This window comes from Streptomyces sp. NPDC031100 (genome assembly GCF_055570785.1).
Genome location: NZ_JBVIGN010000018.1, coordinates 71,282 through 89,466, shown reverse-complemented (window position 1 = coordinate 89,466; position 18,185 = coordinate 71,282). Strand labels below are relative to the sequence as shown.

Genomic DNA, 18,185 nt, shown 5'->3' with positions numbered 1-18,185 from the left:
CGTACCCTGTGACCATGGAAGACGCGTCGATGGTCGGGCTCATGGGACGGGTGACGGGGACGATCGGGCCCGGGCTGGTCGGCGAGGTGATCGTCCGGGTGCGCGGCGGCGCCGAGCACTTCCTCGCCTACGCGGCCGACGGCACGGGCCGGATCGAGCGGGGCACGGTGGTGATGGTGGTGGAGCATCTGCCGCCGCGCACGGTCTACGTCACCGCCGCATACGACAGTTGAGCGCGTTCCGCCCCAGGTGAGGGGCGTAGGCGTCAAGATTGCGACAAGGATGCGCCAGCGTCTTCTCGCCACGTCCTGACAGGCGCAGACTCCCTTCGTTCGGTGCCGAACGGGCACCATGCAAAGGGGGCGTATGCCGATGGTTGTCGGCGTCGTTGCGGGGGCGGTCGTCGTTGCCGTCCTCATTCTGGTCGGTCTGTTCAAGATGATGTGGCGGGTCGCCGAGCCGAACGAGGCACTCATCATCTCGGGGTCCAAGCACCGCACCGAGGGCCTCGAGGAGGGCATGGGCTTCCGCATCGTCACGGGGCGCGGCACGCTCGTGCTGCCCGGCGTGCAGGCGGTGCGCAAGCTCTCCCTGGACCTGAACGAGACCGAGTTGCACGTGGACTGCGTGACCCACCAGGGCATTCCGCTCAAGGTGCGGGGCGTGGTCATCTTCAAGGTGGGCGACGACTTCGTGTCGATCGCCAACGCGGCCCGCCGTTTCCTGGACCAGCAGCGGATGATGTCGGAGCGGGTGCACAACGTCTTCGCCGGTCATCTCCGCTCCATCGTGGGCGGGTTGACGGTCGAGGACATGATCCGCGACCGGGAGAAGCTGACCGGGCAGACCCGGGCGGCCTGCGGTACGGAGATGGAGAAGCTCGGCCTGATCGTCGACTCGCTGCAGATCCACGAGATCGAGGACCCGACGGGGTACATCCAGAACCTGGCCGCCCCGCACGCGGCCGCCGTCCAGCGGGACGCGCGCATCGCACAGGCGGAGGCGAATCGTCACGCCACCGAGGCCGAGCAGCAGTCGTTCGCCCGGATGGCGGAGGCCACCCGGGACAGCGAGATCCTGCAGGCGGGCTACCAGGCCGAACGGGACAAGGCGGCGGCTCGGGCCCGTCAGGCCGGTCCGCTCGCCGACGCGGGCGCCCGGCAGGAGGTCGTGGTCCAGGAGACGCGGGTCGCCGAGTTGGAGGCCCACCGGCGGGAGCAGCAGCTCCAGGCGGACGTCCGCAAGCCGGCCGACGCCAAGGCCTACGAGAAGCGCACGCTGGCCGAAGCCGAGCGCGACGCACGGATCTCGGCCGCGCAGGCCAAGGCGAAGGAGACGGAACTCGCGGCCGCGGCCGAGGCGACCCGGGTCAAGACGGCCGCGGGCGCCGAGGCGGAGGCCACGAAGACCCGGGGTACGGCCACGGCCGCGGCGACCCGGGCCACCGGTGAGGCGGAGGCCGCGGCCGCGCAGGCCAAGGGTCTGGCCGAGGCCGAGGCGACCAAGGCCAAGGGTCTCGCGGAGGCGGAGGCCATCAAGGCCCGGGCCGCCGCACTCGCGGAGAACCAGGAGGCCGTGGTCGCCCAGCAACTCGCCGAGAACTGGCCGGAGATCGTCCAGGCTGGCGCGTCCGCCTTCGGCAACGTGGACAACATGGTGTTGCTCAACGGAGCCGACGGCATGGCCGAGTTGTTCGCCAAGGCACTCACCATGGGCGGCACGGGCCTGGGTCTCGCCCGCCAGCTGCTCGCGTCGATGAACACGAACGGGCAGGCGAACAACGGCACTTCACCGTCCCTCAACGGGGTCGTGGCGCCTGTCTCACAGAAGGTGCCGGTGGAGCAGGAGGGCTAGGGCCTGTCCGGTTCGGCCGTGCGGCCGGGGTTCCCTCACCAGGGGCCCCGGCCGTCCGTGCTCCACAGGCTCATGGGACAGGCCCTAAGGTGCCTGCGTGAGCATCTTCACCGACGAGAACGTCCCCGGCCGCTACGGCCGCCACGCCACCACCGAAGCCGACCCGCGTGAGGTCGGCCGGGTGCGTACCGAGTACTCCCCCGCCCACGACGGCGACCCGGACCCGGGCGAGATCGTGTGGACCTGGGTGCCGTTCGAGGAGAACGACGGCCGCGGCAAGGACCGCCCGGTGCTGGTGGTCGCCCGGGAGGCGGCGGGCACCTTCCTGGCCGTGCAGCTGTCCAGCAAGCGGCACGACGGCGACCGGGAGTGGGTCGCGATCGGCAGCGGCCCCTGGGACCGGTCGGGCCGTGACTCGTGGGTGGACGTGGACCGGGTGCTGCGGCTGCACGAGGAGGGCATGCGCCGGGAGGCGTGCGCACTCGACCGGATGCGGTTCAACCTGGTCCGGCAGCGGCTTCACGAGCGCTACGGCTGGACCTGACGGCCGCTACGCAGGAGCGCCCTCCGCAAACGCCCGCACGAAGGCCTCCCGGATCGTCACTCCCGGCGTACGGTCGAGGACGCCGAACACGACGTGGTCGAACGTGCACGCGAACCGGCCGCCGGGCCCGAGCAGGGCCCGGAAGGCGCCCGCGACCTGCGCCGGGTCGTTCCGGAAGACGCCGCAGCCCCAGGCGCCGAGCACCAGCCGCCGGTATCCGTGGGCGGCGGCGGTCTCCAGCACCCGCTCGGCCCGCCGGGCCAGGGCGGCGGGCAGTTCGGCGGCGCGCTCGGGTGCCGTACGCCGCACGACGCCCGCGTTCGGGGCCGCGGCGGTCAGGAAGCCCGCGCGGTACGGCTCCTCCAGCAGGCGGCCCCGGTCGTCGCGGAACACCGGCACGGCAGGGGTGTGGATCACCCGGTCCGTGTAGAGCGGGTCGCGGTGGGCGCGGTGATGGTCGTAGAACTCCCTGGCCCCCAGCAGGCACGTGTACAGCGCGGAGGCGCGGCACAGGGCCTCTTCCTGAGCCTGGGCCCCGTTCAGATAGCCGCCGCCCGGATTGCGGGCCGAGGCGAAGTTCAGGACGGCGACCGGTGCGTCGGCGAGTCTGCGGGCGGCTTCCAGGCTGCTCTCACCGGTGACCTCGAAGCGCGTCTGCGCATCCGCCGCCGGGGACACCGGCACCGGCCCGGGACCGTACATCCGTGTGCCCGCCCGGGCGGCCTCGATCGCCGCCGCGACGGAGACCTCCAGGCCACCGGGTGTGCGGTACGTCCCGGCCGCCACGATCTGCTCTGTTTCCATGGCGATGCCACGCAGGCGCGCGCTCATGGCGCCACCCCCGTGGACGCCACGACCGCGGCCCGCGCGGCCTCCCCCGTCGTGCTCATGCATGCATCCTGGGCGATGCTGGTGATGCGGTGCAACGGAGTTTCCCGGCGCCGGAACGGTCTGGAAACACCCAAGAAAACGGAGATTACCGATCCCGAACGTCCCGATGGGCACCCTTGTGCGAATCGTTGTGAGGGTCTTGGGTGGGACGAGTGCCGGTCCGGCTGACCGAATGCCGGACCGGCGACATGGTGGAATCTCAGGAGGATCCCTGCATGTCCGACTCGACAAGTGAGGGTGGCGACTGTACGGAGCACCGCACAGCCGTCACCGAAGCCGAGGTGGAGGCCCTGGTCCGGGGCATCTGCTTCAAGACCGGCCCGCCCCGCACGCTCGGGGTCGAAGTGGAATGGCTCGTCCACGAGCTGCGCGTGCCGCAGCTCCCTGTGCCACCCGAACGACTCGAAGCGGCCTACGCCGCCCTGCGGACCGTGCCCCTCGGCTCGCCGCTGACCGTCGAACCCGGCGGCCAGCTGGAACTGAGCTCACCGCCCGCCGCCTCCCTGATGGAGTGCATCGACACCGTCTCGGCCGACCTGGACACCGTCCGCACGGTCCTCGCCGAGCACGACCTGGGACTCGTCGGCGTCGGCCACGACCCCTGGCACGCACCCCGCCGTTACCTCCACGAACCGCGCTACGACGCCATGGAGGCCTGCCTCGACCGCACGGGCACGGCCGGCCGGCACATGATGTGCACCTCGGCCTCCGTCCAGGTGTGCCTGGACGCCGGCTACGAGGGCCCGGGGCCGCTCGGACACGAGCGGCGCTGGCAGCTGGCCCACCACCTGGGCGCGGTCCTGGTGGCGGCGTTCGCCAACTCCCCGCTGATCGGCCGACGGCCCACGGGCTGGATGTCCACCCGGCAGCTGCTGTGGATGGAGATCGGCGCCGGCCGGGCGGGCGCTCCCGCCCCGGACGGGGAGCCGCGGGCCGCCTGGGCCCGGCATGTGCTGGACGCCCCGGTGATGTGCGTCCGCCGCGCCGGCAGCCCCTGGGACGTGCCCGAGGGCCTGACCTTCCGCGAGTGGATCCGCTCACGGGTACCCCGGCCGCCCACCCGGGCGGATCTCGACTACCACCTGACCACCTTGTTCCCGCCGGTCCGGCCGCGCGGCCACCTGGAGCTGCGCATGATCGACGCGCAACCGGGTGAGGACGGCTGGATCGTGCCGCTCGCGGTGAGCGCCGCGCTGTTCGACGCCCCGGAGGCCGCCGAGTCCGCGCACCAGGCGGTGAAACCCCTGGCGGAGCGGGCCCTGAACCTGCCCGCCCCGCACAATCCGCTGTGGACCGACGCGGCCCGGTACGGGCTCGCCGACCCCGAGCTGCGCGAGGCCGCCGCCGCCTGTTTCGCGACGGCGCTCGAGGCCCTGCCCCGGCTCGGCGCCACACCCGCGGTCCTCGACGCCGTGGCGGCCTACACGGACCGCTATGTCGCCCGGGGCCGCTGCCCGGCCGACGATCTGCTGGACCGCCTGCGCGACACGGACCGTCGTGCCCACGGCAGGAAGGACATCCGCATATGACCGCCCCGGAGACCGACGCCACGGCCACCGAGCCGGACACCGAGGCGCTGCGCGAGCGCGCGCTCGCCTCGCTCACCACCGCCCGCGCCCGCACCACGCTGCTGACCGCTTGCGTCGAGGACCCCGACCTCACCGCCCAGCACTCCCCCCTGATGTCGCCGCTCGTGTGGGACCTCGCGCACATCGGCAACCAGGAGGAGCTGTGGCTGCTGCGGGCGGTCGGCGGCCGGGAGGCGATGCGGCCCGAGATCGACGGCCTGTACGACGCCTTCGAGCACCCGCGTGCGGAGCGGCCCTCGCTGCCGCTGCTGCCGCCCGCCGAGGCCCGCGCTTACGCGGCCGAGGTGCGCGGCCGGGCCCTGGACCTGCTGGAGAGCGCGGACTTCCACGGCACCCGGCTGACCGAGGCCGGGTTCGCCTTCGGGATGATCGCACAGCACGAACAGCAGCACGACGAGACGATGCTGATCACCCATCAGCTCCGCAGAGGGCCGCAGGCCCTGACCGCCCCCGACCCCGAACCGGCCCCGCTGTTCACCGGGCCGGCCGAAGTCCTCGTGCCCGGCGGCCCGTTCACCATGGGCACCTCGAGCGAGCCGTGGGCGCTGGACAACGAGCGCCCGGCGCATCCGGTGGACGTGGCGCCGTACTGGATCGACACGACCCCGGTGACGAACGCGGCGTACCAGGCGTTCATCGAGGACGGCGGCTACGACACCGAGCGCTGGTGGACGCCTGCGGGCTGGGCGCACATACGGCAGCACTCCCTCACCGCCCCGCTCTTCTGGCGCCGCGACGGCAACCAGTGGCTCAGGCGCCGCTTCGGGATCACCGAGGCCGTGCCGCCCGACGAGCCGGTGCTGCACGTGTGCTGGTACGAGGCGGACGCCTACGCCCGCTGGGCCGGGCGCCGGCTGCCCACCGAGGCCGAGTGGGAGAAGGCAGCCCGGTACGACCCTGCCACCGGCCGCTCCAGCCGCTACCCGTGGGGCGACGCCGACCCGGCACCCGAGCACGCCAACCTGGGCCAGCGGCACCTGCGGCCCGCCCCCGCCGGCAGCTACCCGAAGGGTGAATCACCGCTCGGTGTACGGCAGTTGATCGGCGACGTGTGGGAGTGGACGGCGAGCGACTTCCTGCCGTACCCGGGGTTCCAGGCCTTCCCGTACAAGGAGTACTCGGAGGTGTTCTTCGGCCCCGAGTACAAGGTGCTGCGCGGCGGTTCGTTCGCCGTGGACCCGGTGGCCTGCCGGGGCACGTTCCGCAACTGGGACTACCCGATCCGGCGGCAGATCTTCTCCGGGTTCCGCACCGCCCGCTCGGAGGCCGTCTGATGTGCCGTCACCTGGCCTACCTGGGACCCGAGCAGCCGCTCGGCCGACTCCTCGTGGAGCCCCCGCACAGCCTGTACCGGCAGTCCTGGGCACCCCGGCGGCAGCGGTACGGCACGGTCAACGCCGATGGTTTCGGGGTGGGTTGGTACGCCCCCGACGATCCGGTACCGGCCCGCTACCGGCGGGCCGGGCCGATCTGGGCGGATCTGTCCTTCGCCGACCTGGCGCGGGTCGTGCGCTCCGGTGCCGTGCTCGCGGCCGTACGCGACGCGACCAACGCGGGTGCGGACGCCGAGGCCGCTGCGGCGCCCTTCGCCGCCGACCGATGGCTGTTCAGCCACAACGGTGCGATCGCCGGCTGGCCGGACTCGGCGGCACCGCTGGTGCCCGCCCTGCCCCCGGTCGACCTGCTGTCACTGGAGGCGCGCATCGACTCGGCGTTCGTCTGGGCGCTGGTCCTGCACCGGCTGCGCAGCGGTGAGAACCCCGACGCCGCCCTCGGTGAGACGGTGCGCCTGCTGGCCGAGGCGGCCCCCGCCTCCCGGCTGAACCTGCTGCTCACCGACGGCGCCACCATCGCCGCCACCACCTGGGGCGACAGCCTCTGGTACCGCACCGAGCCCGGCACCGGCACGGTCGTCGCCTCCGAACCGTACGACGACGACCCCCGCTGGCAGGAGGTCCCCGACCGCACCGTGCTCACGGCGAGCCGCACCGGCGTGCTGCTCACCCCGCTCGAGGACCCGGCGTCCTCCCCCACTCCCGACTCCGCTCGAGCGGGGGCACCCCCATCACCGAAGGAGCCCTGTACGTGAGTCCCCTGCACGTCACCCGCACCCTCCCCGAGGACGCGACGGACGCCGCGCTGCGCGCCGACGTCCTCGACGGCCTCACCGTCAACCCCAAGACGCTGCCGCCGAAGTGGTTCTACGACGCGCGTGGCAGCGAGCTGTTCGAGCAGATCACCGAACTGCCCGAGTACTACCCGACGCGGGCCGAGCGCGAGATCCTCCTCGCCCGGTCCGGCGAGATCGCCGCCGCGAGCGGTGCGAGCACCCTGGTCGAGCTGGGGTCCGGCTCCTCGGAGAAGACCCGCTATCTGCTCGACGCGCTCACCGGACTGCAGGCGTACGTCCCCGTCGACGTCAGTGAGAGTGCCCTCACCCAGGCCGGGCAGGCGCTCATCGAGGAGCGGCCCGGGCTCGAGGTGCACGCGCTGATCGCCGACTTCACCGCCCCGCTGACCCTCCCCGAGACGCCCGGGCCCCGGCTGGTGGCGTTCCTCGGCGGCACGGTCGGCAACCTGCTGCCCGCCGAACGGGCGAAGTTCCTGGCCTCCGTGCGCAGCCTGCTCTCGCCGGGCGACGGGCTGCTGCTCGGCACGGACCTGGTCAAGGACGAGCGGGTGCTGGTCCGGGCGTACGACGACGCGGCCGGGGTGACGGCCGCGTTCAACAAGAACGTCCTGGCCGTGGTGAACCGCGAGCTGGGCGCGGACTTCGACCCGGACGCCTTCGACCATGTGGCGCTGTGGGACGCGGAGCAGGAGTGGATCGAGATGCGGCTGCGCTCGCACACCGCGCAGACCGTGAAGGTGCCCGCGCTGGACCTGGCCGTGGACTTCGCGGCGGGCGAGGAACTGCGCACCGAGGTGTCGGCGAAGTTCCGCAAGGAGGGAGTGAGCGCCGAACTCGCCGCCGCCGAACTGGAACTGACCCACTGGTGGACGGACGCCGAGGGCCGCTTCGCGCTGTCGCTCAGCGTGGTGCGGTGAGCTAGGGCCTGCCCGGCGGATCCTGTCGCAGACGCGGGGCCTGGCACGCCCATCTGCGGCGTTGTCGTCGGTTGCCGACTCCCCCACGCTCGGCTGCGCTCGCGCGGCGGGACCCCCATCGCGTCGCCGCCCTCCTCCGCCTTGCAGCTGGACGCACCAGGCCCCCGCTCACGAGCGCTGATAAGGCGCCGTAGACTCCCTGCGACCTGATCCGCCGGACAGGCCCTAGCCAAGGTTCGGACGGAGCGCCTCGGTGATCTTCCGGCTGGCCCGGCGGGCCTCGGTCGCCGGGTCCGCCCCGCCGAGCACCGCGGTCATGTACCCCTTGATCGGGTTGTCCGCCTCGACGGCGGCCCACTGAGGGCTGTTGGGGGTCGCCCGTCCGTGTGCGGCACCCGCCGCCATGGCGGCGACCCCTTCCTCCCCCGCGACCGCGCTCGCGAGGGTCGTCTTGTTGGGCACGTAGTTCATGGTGCGGGCGAGTTCGGTGTCCCACTTGGCGCCGGTGAGCGCCCCTACGACCGCGGTCGCGGCGAACTGGTCGTCGGTGTTCTGCGGGACGACCAGGTCGGAACCGCCGGTGAAGACCGTGCCGGGCCGGGCCGCGGTCCTGCCGGGCACCGGGAAGAAGCCCAGCTTGTCCTCGAGACCGGGGTTCTGCTGCACGATCGCCTGGGCGAGCCCGGGTACGGCGATGATCTGCGCGACCTTGCCGCCCGCGAACACCCCGGCCTGGGGCGGGTGTTCCTCGTCCGCGTCCACGGGCCCCTTGCCGAGCGCCTGGAGCCGCCGGTAGAACTCCATGCCGCGCAGCGCGGCCGGGGTGTCCAGGGTGCCCCGCCAGTCGTAGTCCTTCTCCTCGGCCAGGTCGCCGCCCTCGTCCCAGATGAAGCCGGAGAGGGTGTACCAGTCCTGTCCGGCCAGATAGATGCCCTGGTTGCCGCCGGAGTCGAGCTTCTGCGTGTCGGCGAGCCACTGGGCGCGGGTCTTCGGCGGGGCGGTGATGCCGGCCTGCTCGAAGAGGTCCTTGCGGTAGATGACCACCCGGTTGGCCGCATACCAGGGCACGCCGTACTGCCTGTTGCCGTCCTTGCCGGGTTCGGCGAGGCCGGGCAGCCAGTGCTCCTTGCCCCAGTCGCGCATGGACTCCAGCGTCAGATCGGCGAGCCGGCCGTCGTCGACGTACTGCGGGACCTGGGTGTTGCCCACCTCGATGACGTCGGGGCCGTCCTTTCCGTCACCCTTGAGCGCCCCCCGGACCTTCTCCACGATGCCGGTCCACTCCTGGATGCGGATGTCCAGACGCAGGTCCTTGTGGGTGCGCTCGAAGTCCTCGGTGAAGCGCTCCAGGAACTCCTTCGAGGCGCTGTCCTTCATCAGCCACACGGTGACGGTGTGCCGGTCCTGCCCGCCCGGGAGCAGGCCGCAGCCGCTGACCAGGGAGCCGGTGACACAGAGGAGGGCGAGCAGATGACGACGTCTCACGAGGGGTCCTGTTCTGTCTGGCCTGCGCGGTGCGGACAGGGAAGGGGGCCCGACGTGGGGGGACGAGCACGGGGCTCGTACGGGTGTACGGGATTTTGGTATGGACCAATGCATAGGTCAAGCGCTACCCGGGGTACCCGCCGACGCCTCGCGCGCCGGGCGCGGATACGGCACGGTGGACTACGGCGTGACAAAACGGTCACGCCGGACGTGAGACGCAGGCACCCCGCGCCGGCCTCACGGCGGAGAGGAGCACCCGCATGACGAACCACACCTACCGGGTCACCGAGATCGTCGGCAGCTCGCACGAGGGCATCGACCAGGCCATCCGCAACGGCATCGCCCGCGCCAGCCAGACGCTGCGCAACCTGGACTGGTTCGAGGTGACCCAGGTCCGGGGACAGCTCGCGAACGGGCAGATCGAGCACTGGCAGGTGGGTCTGAAGGTGGGCTTCCGCATCGAGGACGGCGGCGAGTAGGACCTCAGGTCCGGCCCTCACGCTCCTGGGCGTCCTCCAGCGCGGCGGACTTCGAGGCCCAGCGGGCCCGTACGACGGTGAATCCGGCGCGCTCGGCGTCGTCGCAGACGAGTTCGTCGTCATCGACGAGGAGCCGTACCTCGCGGTCGCGGGCGAGCCGGCGCAGGATCTCCAGCTTGGTGAACCGGGCGGGCCTGCGGTCGGCGTTGCCCCGCATGTGGATGCGCCCCGCGGGCAGCCCGTGCGCGGCGAGCCAGTCCCGCGTGTCACGCCGGCACCGCTCGGGCCGGCCGGTGAGGTAGACGATCTCGCACTCCCGGGCCTGCTCCAGGAGGAGCGCCACACCCTCGGCGAGCGGCGGATCCTCGGGCGCGGCCGCGAAGAAGCCGGACCAGTTCCGCGGGCGGTCCTCCAGGAAGTGCTGCCGATGGGCGGTGTCGGCAAGGGTGTTGTCGAGGTCGAACACGGCTATCGGGCGCTCGCTGCTGTCGGTCACCCGGTCACCCTAAGACCACCCGGCTGCCCGAAGGCACGCTCAATTGCTCATGGGAACTATTTTCATGTAGCGCCACCTCGTACCGCAGCACCTGGTCAAGGCGTACGAGCGGGGGCTGCTGCGCCTCGAGGCTGACCCTGCGGCTCAACGTACCCTGACTATCCTGAGGAAGGGGCGGACCCGCTCGCGAGGAGCGAGAAGGGAGCCGCGTGTGAGTGGGCGGACGGCCGACGAGGCGGTGGCGGACGCGCTGCGGCAGGCACGGGACGCCGTGGCCCGGGAGGCGTGGGCGGACGCGTACACCCTGCTGCACGGCCTGGATGCCGCTCACCTCACCCCTGACGACTGTGCCGCGCTCGCCGACGCGGCCTGGTGGACGAGCCGTATCGAGGAGTCGATCGCCCAGCGGATGCGGGCCTATTCCGGGTACGCGGCGGCCGGCGCCGACCGGCAGGCCGGGTTCATGGCATGGCTCCTCTTCTACGAGCACCACCTGGCAGGACGCACGGCCGTGGCCGCCGGCTGGCTGCGCCGGGCCCGGCGGCATCTGCGCACCGAGCCCGAGTGCGTCGAGCAGTGCTTCCTCGCCTGGATGGACGCGGAGGAGGCCCAGGAGCGCGGCGCGTTCGACGAGGCGATGGCCTCGGCCCGGCGCATGGCCGCGATCGCACGCCGCTGCGGCAGTGCCGACCTGCACGCCATGAGCGTCCAGGCGCAGGCGGGCGTCCTGGTGGCCCAGGGCCGGGTCGCCGACGGGCTCGACCTCCTCGACGACGCGATGTGCGCGGCCGTGGCGGGCGAGCTGAGCGCCTTCTTCACCGGCTGGATCTACTGCCTGGGCCTGCAGCAGTGCATGGCCTGCGCCGATCTCGAACGCGCCGCGGAGTGGACCGAGGCGGCCATCCGGTGGTGCGCGTCGATGCCGGCCGAGAACACCTTCCGGGGGCTGTGCCGGGTGCACCGGGTGCAGGTGCTGGAGCTGCGCGGCCGCTGGCCCCTGGCGCTGACCGAGGCCGCCCTGACCTGCGAGGAACTGCTGCCCTACGAGCGGCGGTTGGCGGCCGAGGCCTGCTACCTGACCGGAGAGATCCGGCGCCGGCGCGGCGAGACGGCCCCGGCCGAGGAGGCGTACGAGCGCGCGCACGAGCTGGGCCGCGACCCGCAGCCCGGCCTCGCCCTGCTGCGGCTGGCCCAGGGGAAGGCGGAGGCCTCGGCCGCGGGGCTGCGGCTGGCCGTCGCCGGTGACGGGGCCGGCCGCCTCGATCGGTGCCGGCTGCTCGCCGCCCAGGTGGAGGTCTGCCTCGCGCTCGGCCGGCTCGACGAGGCCCGCACGGCGGCCGAGGAGCTGGACGCCCTGGCCCTGGAGTGGCAGCAGCGGTGCGGCTCGGCGGCGACCTTGCTGCACGCGAGTGCCGCTGCCGCGGCCGGAGCGGTGGCGTTCGAGGCCCGTGACCTCGACCGCGCGCTGCCCCTGTTGCACCGGGCGCTGGCCGTCTGGCTGGCGCTGGGGGTGCCGTACGAGGCGGCCCAGGTGCGGATGACCCTGGCCGCCGCCTACCGCACCGCCGGGGACGACGAGGGCGCCCGGATGGAGCTGCGGGCCGCCCGGCAGACCTTCCAGGACCTGGGCGCCGCACCGGACGCCCGCCGGGCGGCCGCCCTCCTCGCCTCCTTGCGCGGGGATGCGCCGGGCGGGCTCACCGAACGCGAGATCCAGGTGCTGCGGCTGGTCGCGGCGGGCCGCACCAACCGGGCCATCGCCGCGGAGCTGGTGATCAGCGAGCACACCGTCGCCCGCCACCTCAACAACATCTTCGCCAAGCTCGACGTGGCCTCGCGGGCCGCGGCGACGGCGTACGCGTACGAGCACGGACTCACGTGAGCGCATGGACCGTTCTGCCCACGCCTCCTCCGCCGGGGATGAGCCATTCCGGCGATGAGCGGACGCCGCCCGGGCGCGTAGACCGGGAATACACCCGATGCAGAAGGCAGGTGGCGGCCATGACCACCTTCACACCGTCCCTGGACGACCGACTCCTGGCACGGCTGCGCGGGGCCGTACGCGGCGAGATCGTCGAACCCGGCGACCCGGGCTACGACGAGGCCCGCAAGGTCTACAACGCGATGCACGACAAGCGGCCGGCGATCATCGTCCGGGCCGTCGACGCGGGCGACGTGATGGCCACGGTGGACTTCGCCCGCGACCAGGGCCTGCCGCTCGCGGTGCGCGGCGGCAGCCACAGCGTCCCCGGCTACGGGACCTGCGACGACGGCGTCGTCCTCGACCTCGGCCGGCTGCGCGGGGTCCGGGTCGACCCGCGGTCGCGCACGGCCTGGGTCGAGGGCGGCTGCACCTGGGCGGACGTCAACCACGCCACGCACGCCTTCGGCCTGGCCACCACCGGCGGAGTCGTCTCCACCACCGGTGTGGGCGGCCTGACGACCGGCGGAGGCATGGGCTATCTGGCCCGCCGCTGCGGTCTGGCGTGCGACAACCTGGTCTCCGTCGACCTGGTGACGGCCGACGGGTCCTTCGTGACCTGCACCGAGGAGCACCACCGGGACCTGCTGTGGGCGGTGCGCGGGGGCGGCGGGAACTTCGGGGTCGTCACCTCCTTCGCGTTCCGGCTGCACCCCGTGGCCGACGTCCTCGGCGGACCGACGTTCTATCCGCTCGACGGCGACGTGATGCGCCGCTACAGGGAGCTGATCGCCGAATCCGACGGGCGGCTCGGCGCACTGTTCGTCCTCGGGCTCGGCCCGCCGGTGCCGTTCCTGCCCGAGCGCTGGCACGGGCGGCCGCTGTGCGGAGTGATCCTGTGCTGGACCGGCCCCAAGGACGCGGACGACCGGGTCCGCGCCCAGGTGGCCGGACTCGGGCCAGTGGTGGGCCAGTACCTCGGGCGCATCCCGTACCCGCTGGTCAACACCTTCTTCGACGAGCTGCTGCCCGCGGGTCTCTTCCACTACTGGAAGGGCACCTTCAGCCGCGGCCTGCCGGACGGGGCGATCGCCACGTACGTGGAGTACGCCGCCACGACCCCCTCGGTCCAGAGCGCGACGGTGATCTTCCCCATCGACGGCGCCTGCCACCGGGTCGGACCGCAGGACACCGCCTTCTCCTACCGGGACGCGGACTTCTCGACCGCACTCAGCCCCACCCTCACCACCCGGGAGGACTGCGAGGCCCAGAAGGACTGGGTGCGCGCCTTCCGCCGGGCGCTGGAGCCCTACTCGGCCGAGGGCGGCTACGTGAACTTCATGGACGGCGACGACCAGGACCGGGTACGCGACAACTACCGTGGCAACTACGCCCGGCTCGTGGAGCTGAAGCGGCGTTACGACCCGGGCAACCTGTTCCGTCTCAACCACAACATCGCGCCGTAGGTGTCGAACACCGGCCCCGCCGACGGTGGGCGTCGACGGGCGTCATGACGGTGTGCTGCTTAGGATCCGGTCGTGGCAGACATCCCCGATGAACTGATCAAACTGGAACGTTCCGCCGAAGAGGAGCGGGCGAAGCTGGCGGGCCTGGCCGGCGCCGAGTACGACGAGCAGTGGCGCCGCTGGCGTGCAGCGATGGAGGCTGTCCAGGCGGCGATCACCGCGCACGCCGAAGCGACCGGGGCCGCCCGGCACGAGGTGGAGCAGGCGGTCAAGGCCGCGGTGCGGCACGCGCAGGAGGACCCTGCCGTGGAGTAGCCGGACGTGCATCTGTCCTGGTCTCGGGGGAGGCTGGTGTCTTGCCCCCACTGGGGAGATCCGTAACTGGGTGAGGGTTGAGTCATGACCGAGCGTCGCGTGATCGTGTTCCCGCCGTCCGAGCGCGGCGGCCGGCGTGTTCAGGTCGACGGCAAGACTCTCGGCACGGCGTACAGCCTGCACGACCTCGCCGCGTTCTTGCAGCGGGCCGGGCTGAAGGGCGTGGACGAGCTGGATGTGGCCGAGTCGCCGTTGATCGAGTGGCACGGGGGCGGACCGGAGGAGTGGCGGGGGACATCGTGGACACCGTGACGGCCGGCCGGGTGCACCCATGGACGGACCGACGCCACTAATCCGGTGGTTCCTGTACCTCTCCTTCCGTCTCACTGTCATCACGTTCTTGTTCTTCCGCTTCTTCCGCGTCCGGGGAAGGTTCCTTCACTTCTTCCGGCATGTCCTCGGTGGGCGGCGGATCCCGCGGAACGGGGCCATCCGTACCGCCTCCGGACGCACTCGCGAGCGCCAGGACGGGAAGCCACAGGATCAGAAGGATTCGCGGGTGGTCGAGGAGGGGACGTCGCAGGCGCATCAGGCACATCACAGCAATTCCGTGGATCGTGGGTTTCCCGGCCGGCGGGTCCGTCACGCCGCCTCGGCGGCGGCGAGCACCTCGTCGGCCATCGGCTTGTCGAGGGCCGCGTGGACCAGACCGTCCGCCAGGCGAGTCATCTCACGGCCGGGGACGAGACCGCCGAGTGCCTCGGGCGAGGTGGGCAGTCCGAGGCGCCGGGCGCCGTCGAGGGCCTTGCGGTCGATGTACGGCGCGAACTCCTGCCACAGGCCCTGTACGTCGCGCAGGAAGATGTCGGCCCCGGTCGGCCCGATCCCGGGTATGTCCATCAGGGCCTTCCTCGGGTCGGGTTCCTCGCGCAGCCGGCGCAGATCGCCGTCGTACCGTTCGAGCAGCAGCTCGGCTCCCTTGCCGAGCATGGTGGAGGTGCGCTCGTCGTAGCGGCGGTAACCGCCCTTGCCGAGCGCGTCGACCCGTTCCTGCCAGGAGGCGTCGGCCATCGCACGCGGGTCGCGCATTCCGGCGTCGAACAGTGCGCGCGCCGCCGCGACTGCGACGTCGGCCCTGATGCGGGCGCTGAGGAGTATCGCCAGCACGAGCATCTGGTAGAGGGGGCCGGGCGTATTGCGCAGCCTGATTCCGGCCTGCGCAGGATAGGTGTGCTGCTGCCGGTCGAGCAGGGCACGGACGACAGCCTTGTCCGTCGCGCCGGCCTGCCTCGCGCCGGATTTCCTGTCGGTCTTCGTGGTCATCGCCTGGTCACCGATTCGACAGTTTCATCGAGTGCCCCATCCGCGTACCCGTCGCCGTGCGATTGATGCCGCCGCTTGCGGCCTCCACTCCCGGGAAGTCGTGCTGCATGGCTGGTATAGATGCGCACCCGCAGTCCCAGCTCGCGGGCCATGACCTCCCACGCCTCAGATCCCATCGGGGGTCGTGCTCCATCACGGTGATGCTCGGGCGGCCGGGCCGTCTTCCCCGGCGTGCGCGGGGCATGGGGGGCGCCGTGCACGGTACACGTTGCTGGTCCGTGACGGTTCGCGCCGGTGAGGAGGGGCGATGCGGCAGTCGTGGCGCGCGGCCTCGGGTGAGGTGCTGGTGTGGTGGGCGGTGCTGGTCGTCGTCGAGCTGATGTTCATCAGTTCGGTCTCGGTGCTCGAACTCGCGGTGGCCGCCGGAGGCGCGGGGATCGCCGCGGTCGGCGCACGGGCGGTGCACACGGCGTCGGGAGCCGGGCTGGGCGGCACCGCCCGGTGGGGTGCGGCACTGCTCGCGTGGCCCGGCGCGGTGCTCGCCGACCTGGTGCGGCTGTGCGCGGTCACCGTGCGCGTCCTGCGCGGCCGTCCGGTCGAGGGAAGCCTGCGGACGCTGACGCTGAAGTCCGGTACGGGGGCCGCATGGGCCTGCGGAGTGCTGTCGTCCACACCGGGCGCGTACGTCGTCGACGTGCCGGCGGAGCGAGCGTTCGTCGCCCACTTCCTGACCGGTGACAGCACACGGCTGGAACGCCTGCTCACCAGTGGGGGGCGGCGGTGAACGTGTGGCTGGCGGCCGCCGCGGTGCTGTCGACCCTGGGGATGCCGCCGTGCCTGTGGGCGGTGGCCCGGGGCTCGGCGCATGAGCGGCTTGCGGGGCTCAATCTGGCGACCGCCTTCGCCACCGTGCTCTTCCTGCTGACGGCGCAGGGTGTCGGCCGCAGTTCCTACGCCGACCTCGCCCTCGTCCTCGCCGTGCTCGGGCCCGCCGGAACCCTGGTCTTCGCCCGCTTTCTCGGCGGACGGTCGATCGACGCCGACGACACGCGCCGGCGCGGGGAGGCTTGAGGTGACGGTTCGTCATGGATGTGCGGTCGCGCTGCTCGTCGTGGGGACCGGCGTGCTGCTGCTGTGCGCCCTCTGGCTGGTGGCGCTTCCGCGGCCGTACCAGCGCCTGCACGCCCTCTCCCCCGCCACCTCCGTCGGAGGGCCGCTCGTCGCGCTCGCCCTCGCCGTCGAGACGGGCCCCGGGCGTTCCGCCGTCAAGCTGCTGCTCATCGGCGCGATCACGGCCGCCGGCGGCGCGGTCACCATCATGGCCATCGGCAGGGCGACGGCCCAGCGCGACCGCCTGGTGCGAAGGGATTCCCCGCAGTGAACGCCGCCGGCATCGAGGAGTATCTGATCGCCGTGGCGCTGGTGCTGGTCACGGTGACCGCGACCGTGGCCGCGCTCACCCGTGACCCGGTGCGCCAGGCTGTGGTGCTGGCCCTGCTCGGTCTGTTTCTCGCCGTGCTGTTCACCTTCCTCCAGGCGCCCGACGTGGCGCTGTCCCAGTTGGCGGTGGGCACGGTGGTCACACCGCTGCTGATCCTGCTGACGGTACGGAAGGTGCGCCGCACCCCGGGACCGCGCGGGGGCCGGGACGGGCGTGCGAAGGGACGGCGCGGATGAGCCGTACCGTGCGCGTCCGGGTCTTCTGTGCGGCGGCCGTGGTCTTCGCGGTGGCGTTCACGGCCGCCTGTACGGGGCTGCCGCGCTTCGGGACCGAGGTGCACCCCTACGCCACTCGCGCGGTGGCGGCGTCCTTGCGGCAGCGCACGGCCAACGTGGTCTCGTCCGTCAACTTCGACCAGCGGGCCCTGGACACCCTCGGAGAGGAGTCGATCCTGTTCGCCTCGGTGCTGGGAGCCATCGTGCTGCTGCGCCACGCCCGCGACGAGAGCGTCGGGCGGCCCCGGGCGGGGCGAGTGCTGCCGACCACCCGTCTGCTGGGCGTGGTGCTGCTGCCGGTCACCCTGCTCACCGGCGTCTACATCGTCGCGCACGGCCAGCTGTCGCCGGGCGGCGGCTTCCAGGGCGGTGTCCTTCTCGCCGCCGGGCTGCATCTGGCGTATGTCGCCGCGGACTACCGTGTCCTGAAGCGGATCCGGCCGCTCGCCGTGCTGGATGCGGCCGACGCCCTGGGCGCGGGCGCCTTCGTGGCCCTGGGGTTCGCCGGGCTGGTCGCCGGTGGCGCCTATCTGCAGAACGTGCTCCCTCTCGGCACCTTCGGGCAGCTCTCCTCCGGCGGCCTGGTGCCTCTCCTCAATGCGGCGGTCGGCGTGGAGGTCGGCTCCGGTGTCGTCGTCCTGCTGGCCTCCTTCCTCGACCAGGCGGTCGAGGTCAGATCGCCGGGGAGCTCGGATACGGGAGGCGGCACTTGAGGGTCCTGCCTTTTCTCGCGGCCGGCTGGATCTTCCTCGCCGGGGTGTACGGGATGGTCACCAGCCGCAACGCCATTCACGCCATCGGCTGTCTCGCCGTCGCGCAGTCGTCGACGTACGTGCTGCTGCTGACCGTCGGATACCGGCGCGCCGCGACCGCCCCGTACTTCACCGACACTCCGGTGCGCACCCGCGTCGTCGACCCGGTCGTGCAGGCCCTCGCCCTCACCGATGTCGTGGTGGGCGCGACCGTCACGGCGCTGCTGCTGGGGCTGGCCATGCAGGTGCGCAAGCGGCACGGCACGGTCGACCCGGACGCCCTGACGGGGCTCAAGGGCTAGCGGG

Annotated in this window: 22 protein-coding genes; 18 read left to right on the top strand and 4 right to left on the bottom strand. The window is 72.4% G+C overall.

All coding sequences use genetic code 11. The features are described 5' to 3' along the window. The first annotated feature begins 14 nt into the window (after positions 1–14). The 3 genes from ACZ5DS_RS37765 to ACZ5DS_RS37755 all read left to right on the top strand — a co-directional run bounded on the left by ACZ5DS_RS37765 (position 15) and on the right by ACZ5DS_RS37755 (position 2,398). Positions 15–233 carry a hypothetical protein gene (locus tag ACZ5DS_RS37765; RefSeq protein ID WP_468247790.1) on the top strand — a complete coding sequence of 73 codons (219 nt, stop codon included), beginning with the start codon at positions 15–17 and terminating at the stop codon, positions 231–233. A gap of 133 nt (positions 234–366) precedes the next feature. Continuing rightward, complete coding sequence (locus ACZ5DS_RS37760) at positions 367–1,854, top strand: SPFH domain-containing protein (protein ID WP_468247788.1); 1,488 nt, start codon at positions 367–369, stop codon at positions 1,852–1,854. A gap of 97 nt (positions 1,855–1,951) precedes the next feature. Beyond that, on the top strand, positions 1,952–2,398 hold the full coding sequence (locus ACZ5DS_RS37755; RefSeq protein ID WP_468247785.1) for a type II toxin-antitoxin system PemK/MazF family toxin: 447 nt from the start codon (positions 1,952–1,954) through the stop codon (positions 2,396–2,398). 6 nt (positions 2,399–2,404) lie between these two features. Here the strand turns inward: ACZ5DS_RS37755 and ACZ5DS_RS37750 are convergent, their stop codons facing one another. Continuing rightward, complete coding sequence (locus ACZ5DS_RS37750) at positions 2,405–3,229, bottom strand: TIGR02452 family protein (RefSeq protein WP_468247782.1); 825 nt, start codon at positions 3,227–3,229, stop codon at positions 2,405–2,407. A 275-nt stretch (positions 3,230–3,504) separates the two neighbouring features. On the opposite strand from ACZ5DS_RS37750, the gene egtA reads away from it, so the two are divergent. The 4 genes from egtA to egtD are packed head-to-tail and all read left to right on the top strand — an operon-like array spanning position 3,505 to position 7,926. Then, a complete protein-coding gene (egtA, locus tag ACZ5DS_RS37745; protein WP_468247780.1) occupies positions 3,505–4,818 on the top strand; it encodes an ergothioneine biosynthesis glutamate--cysteine ligase EgtA in 1,314 nt (437 codons plus the stop codon). Continuing rightward, a complete protein-coding gene (gene egtB, locus ACZ5DS_RS37740) occupies positions 4,815–6,152 on the top strand; it encodes an ergothioneine biosynthesis protein EgtB (RefSeq protein ID WP_468247778.1) in 1,338 nt (445 codons plus the stop codon). The genes egtA and egtB overlap by 4 nt, the downstream gene beginning before the upstream one ends. Continuing rightward, entirely contained in the window at positions 6,152–6,967 is an 816-nt protein-coding gene (gene egtC / locus ACZ5DS_RS37735; protein ID WP_468247775.1) for an ergothioneine biosynthesis protein EgtC, read from the top strand. Before egtB ends, egtC begins: the two co-directional genes overlap by 1 nt. After that, positions 6,964–7,926 (top strand): L-histidine N(alpha)-methyltransferase, encoded by a 963-nt coding sequence (gene egtD / locus ACZ5DS_RS37730; RefSeq protein WP_468247772.1) that lies wholly within the window; start codon positions 6,964–6,966, stop codon positions 7,924–7,926. Before egtC ends, egtD begins: the two co-directional genes overlap by 4 nt. A gap of 225 nt (positions 7,927–8,151) precedes the next feature. On the opposite strand, the gene ACZ5DS_RS37725 is transcribed toward egtD, so the two are convergent. Next, positions 8,152–9,411 (bottom strand): extracellular solute-binding protein, encoded by a 1,260-nt coding sequence (locus ACZ5DS_RS37725; RefSeq protein ID WP_468247771.1) that lies wholly within the window; start codon positions 9,409–9,411, stop codon positions 8,152–8,154. Between the two features lie 260 nt (positions 9,412–9,671). Between ACZ5DS_RS37725 and ACZ5DS_RS37720 the strand changes: the two genes are divergently transcribed. Further along, positions 9,672–9,890 (top strand): dodecin, encoded by a 219-nt coding sequence (locus ACZ5DS_RS37720; protein WP_468247768.1) that lies wholly within the window; start codon positions 9,672–9,674, stop codon positions 9,888–9,890. Positions 9,891–9,894: 4 nt separating this feature from the next. Here the strand turns inward: ACZ5DS_RS37720 and ACZ5DS_RS37715 are convergent, their stop codons facing one another. Then, positions 9,895–10,386, bottom strand: coding sequence for a phosphatase domain-containing protein (locus ACZ5DS_RS37715; protein ID WP_468247765.1), 492 nt, complete (start codon positions 10,384–10,386; stop codon positions 9,895–9,897). A gap of 211 nt (positions 10,387–10,597) precedes the next feature. Here ACZ5DS_RS37715 and ACZ5DS_RS37710 point away from each other — a divergent pair, with 211 nt between their 5' ends. From ACZ5DS_RS37710 to ACZ5DS_RS37695, 4 genes are all read left to right on the top strand, one after another. Beyond that, complete coding sequence (locus ACZ5DS_RS37710; RefSeq protein ID WP_468247763.1) at positions 10,598–12,268, top strand: LuxR C-terminal-related transcriptional regulator; 1,671 nt, start codon at positions 10,598–10,600, stop codon at positions 12,266–12,268. A 119-nt stretch (positions 12,269–12,387) separates the two neighbouring features. Further along, positions 12,388–13,773, top strand: coding sequence for an FAD-binding oxidoreductase (locus ACZ5DS_RS37705; protein ID WP_468247760.1), 1,386 nt, complete (start codon positions 12,388–12,390; stop codon positions 13,771–13,773). 72 nt (positions 13,774–13,845) lie between these two features. Then, positions 13,846–14,088 (top strand): hypothetical protein, encoded by a 243-nt coding sequence (locus ACZ5DS_RS37700; RefSeq protein WP_468247757.1) that lies wholly within the window; start codon positions 13,846–13,848, stop codon positions 14,086–14,088. Positions 14,089–14,172: 84 nt separating this feature from the next. Further along, positions 14,173–14,400, top strand: coding sequence for a hypothetical protein (locus tag ACZ5DS_RS37695; RefSeq protein ID WP_468247755.1), 228 nt, complete (start codon positions 14,173–14,175; stop codon positions 14,398–14,400). Positions 14,401–14,730: 330 nt separating this feature from the next. Here the strand turns inward: ACZ5DS_RS37695 and ACZ5DS_RS37690 are convergent, their stop codons facing one another. Continuing rightward, positions 14,731–15,411 carry an HhH-GDP family DNA glycosylase gene (locus tag ACZ5DS_RS37690; RefSeq protein WP_468247752.1) on the bottom strand — a complete coding sequence of 227 codons (681 nt, stop codon included), beginning with the start codon at positions 15,409–15,411 and terminating at the stop codon, positions 14,731–14,733. 307 nt (positions 15,412–15,718) lie between these two features. On the opposite strand from ACZ5DS_RS37690, the gene ACZ5DS_RS37685 reads away from it, so the two are divergent. Genes ACZ5DS_RS37685 through ACZ5DS_RS37660 form a run of 6 tightly spaced genes read left to right on the top strand, consistent with a single transcriptional unit; the run spans position 15,719 to position 18,181 of the window. Beyond that, complete coding sequence (locus ACZ5DS_RS37685; protein ID WP_468247750.1) at positions 15,719–16,195, top strand: hypothetical protein; 477 nt, start codon at positions 15,719–15,721, stop codon at positions 16,193–16,195. Continuing rightward, positions 16,192–16,482, top strand: a complete 291-nt coding sequence (locus ACZ5DS_RS37680) for an MrpF/PhaF family protein (RefSeq protein WP_468247748.1) — start codon at positions 16,192–16,194, stop codon at positions 16,480–16,482. The genes ACZ5DS_RS37685 and ACZ5DS_RS37680 overlap by 4 nt, the downstream gene beginning before the upstream one ends. 1 nt (position 16,483) lies before the next feature. Further along, on the top strand, positions 16,484–16,792 hold the full coding sequence (locus tag ACZ5DS_RS37675; protein ID WP_468247746.1) for a cation:proton antiporter: 309 nt from the start codon (positions 16,484–16,486) through the stop codon (positions 16,790–16,792). An 11-nt stretch (positions 16,793–16,803) separates the two neighbouring features. Beyond that, positions 16,804–17,088 carry a Na(+)/H(+) antiporter subunit B gene (locus ACZ5DS_RS37670; protein ID WP_468247982.1) on the top strand — a complete coding sequence of 95 codons (285 nt, stop codon included), beginning with the start codon at positions 16,804–16,806 and terminating at the stop codon, positions 17,086–17,088. Beyond that, a complete protein-coding gene (locus ACZ5DS_RS37665; protein ID WP_468247743.1) occupies positions 17,085–17,840 on the top strand; it encodes an MnhB domain-containing protein in 756 nt (251 codons plus the stop codon). The genes ACZ5DS_RS37670 and ACZ5DS_RS37665 overlap by 4 nt, the downstream gene beginning before the upstream one ends. Beyond that, complete coding sequence (locus tag ACZ5DS_RS37660; protein ID WP_468247741.1) at positions 17,837–18,181, top strand: sodium:proton antiporter; 345 nt, start codon at positions 17,837–17,839, stop codon at positions 18,179–18,181. The genes ACZ5DS_RS37665 and ACZ5DS_RS37660 overlap by 4 nt, the downstream gene beginning before the upstream one ends. Positions 18,182–18,185: the final 4 nt, after the last annotated feature.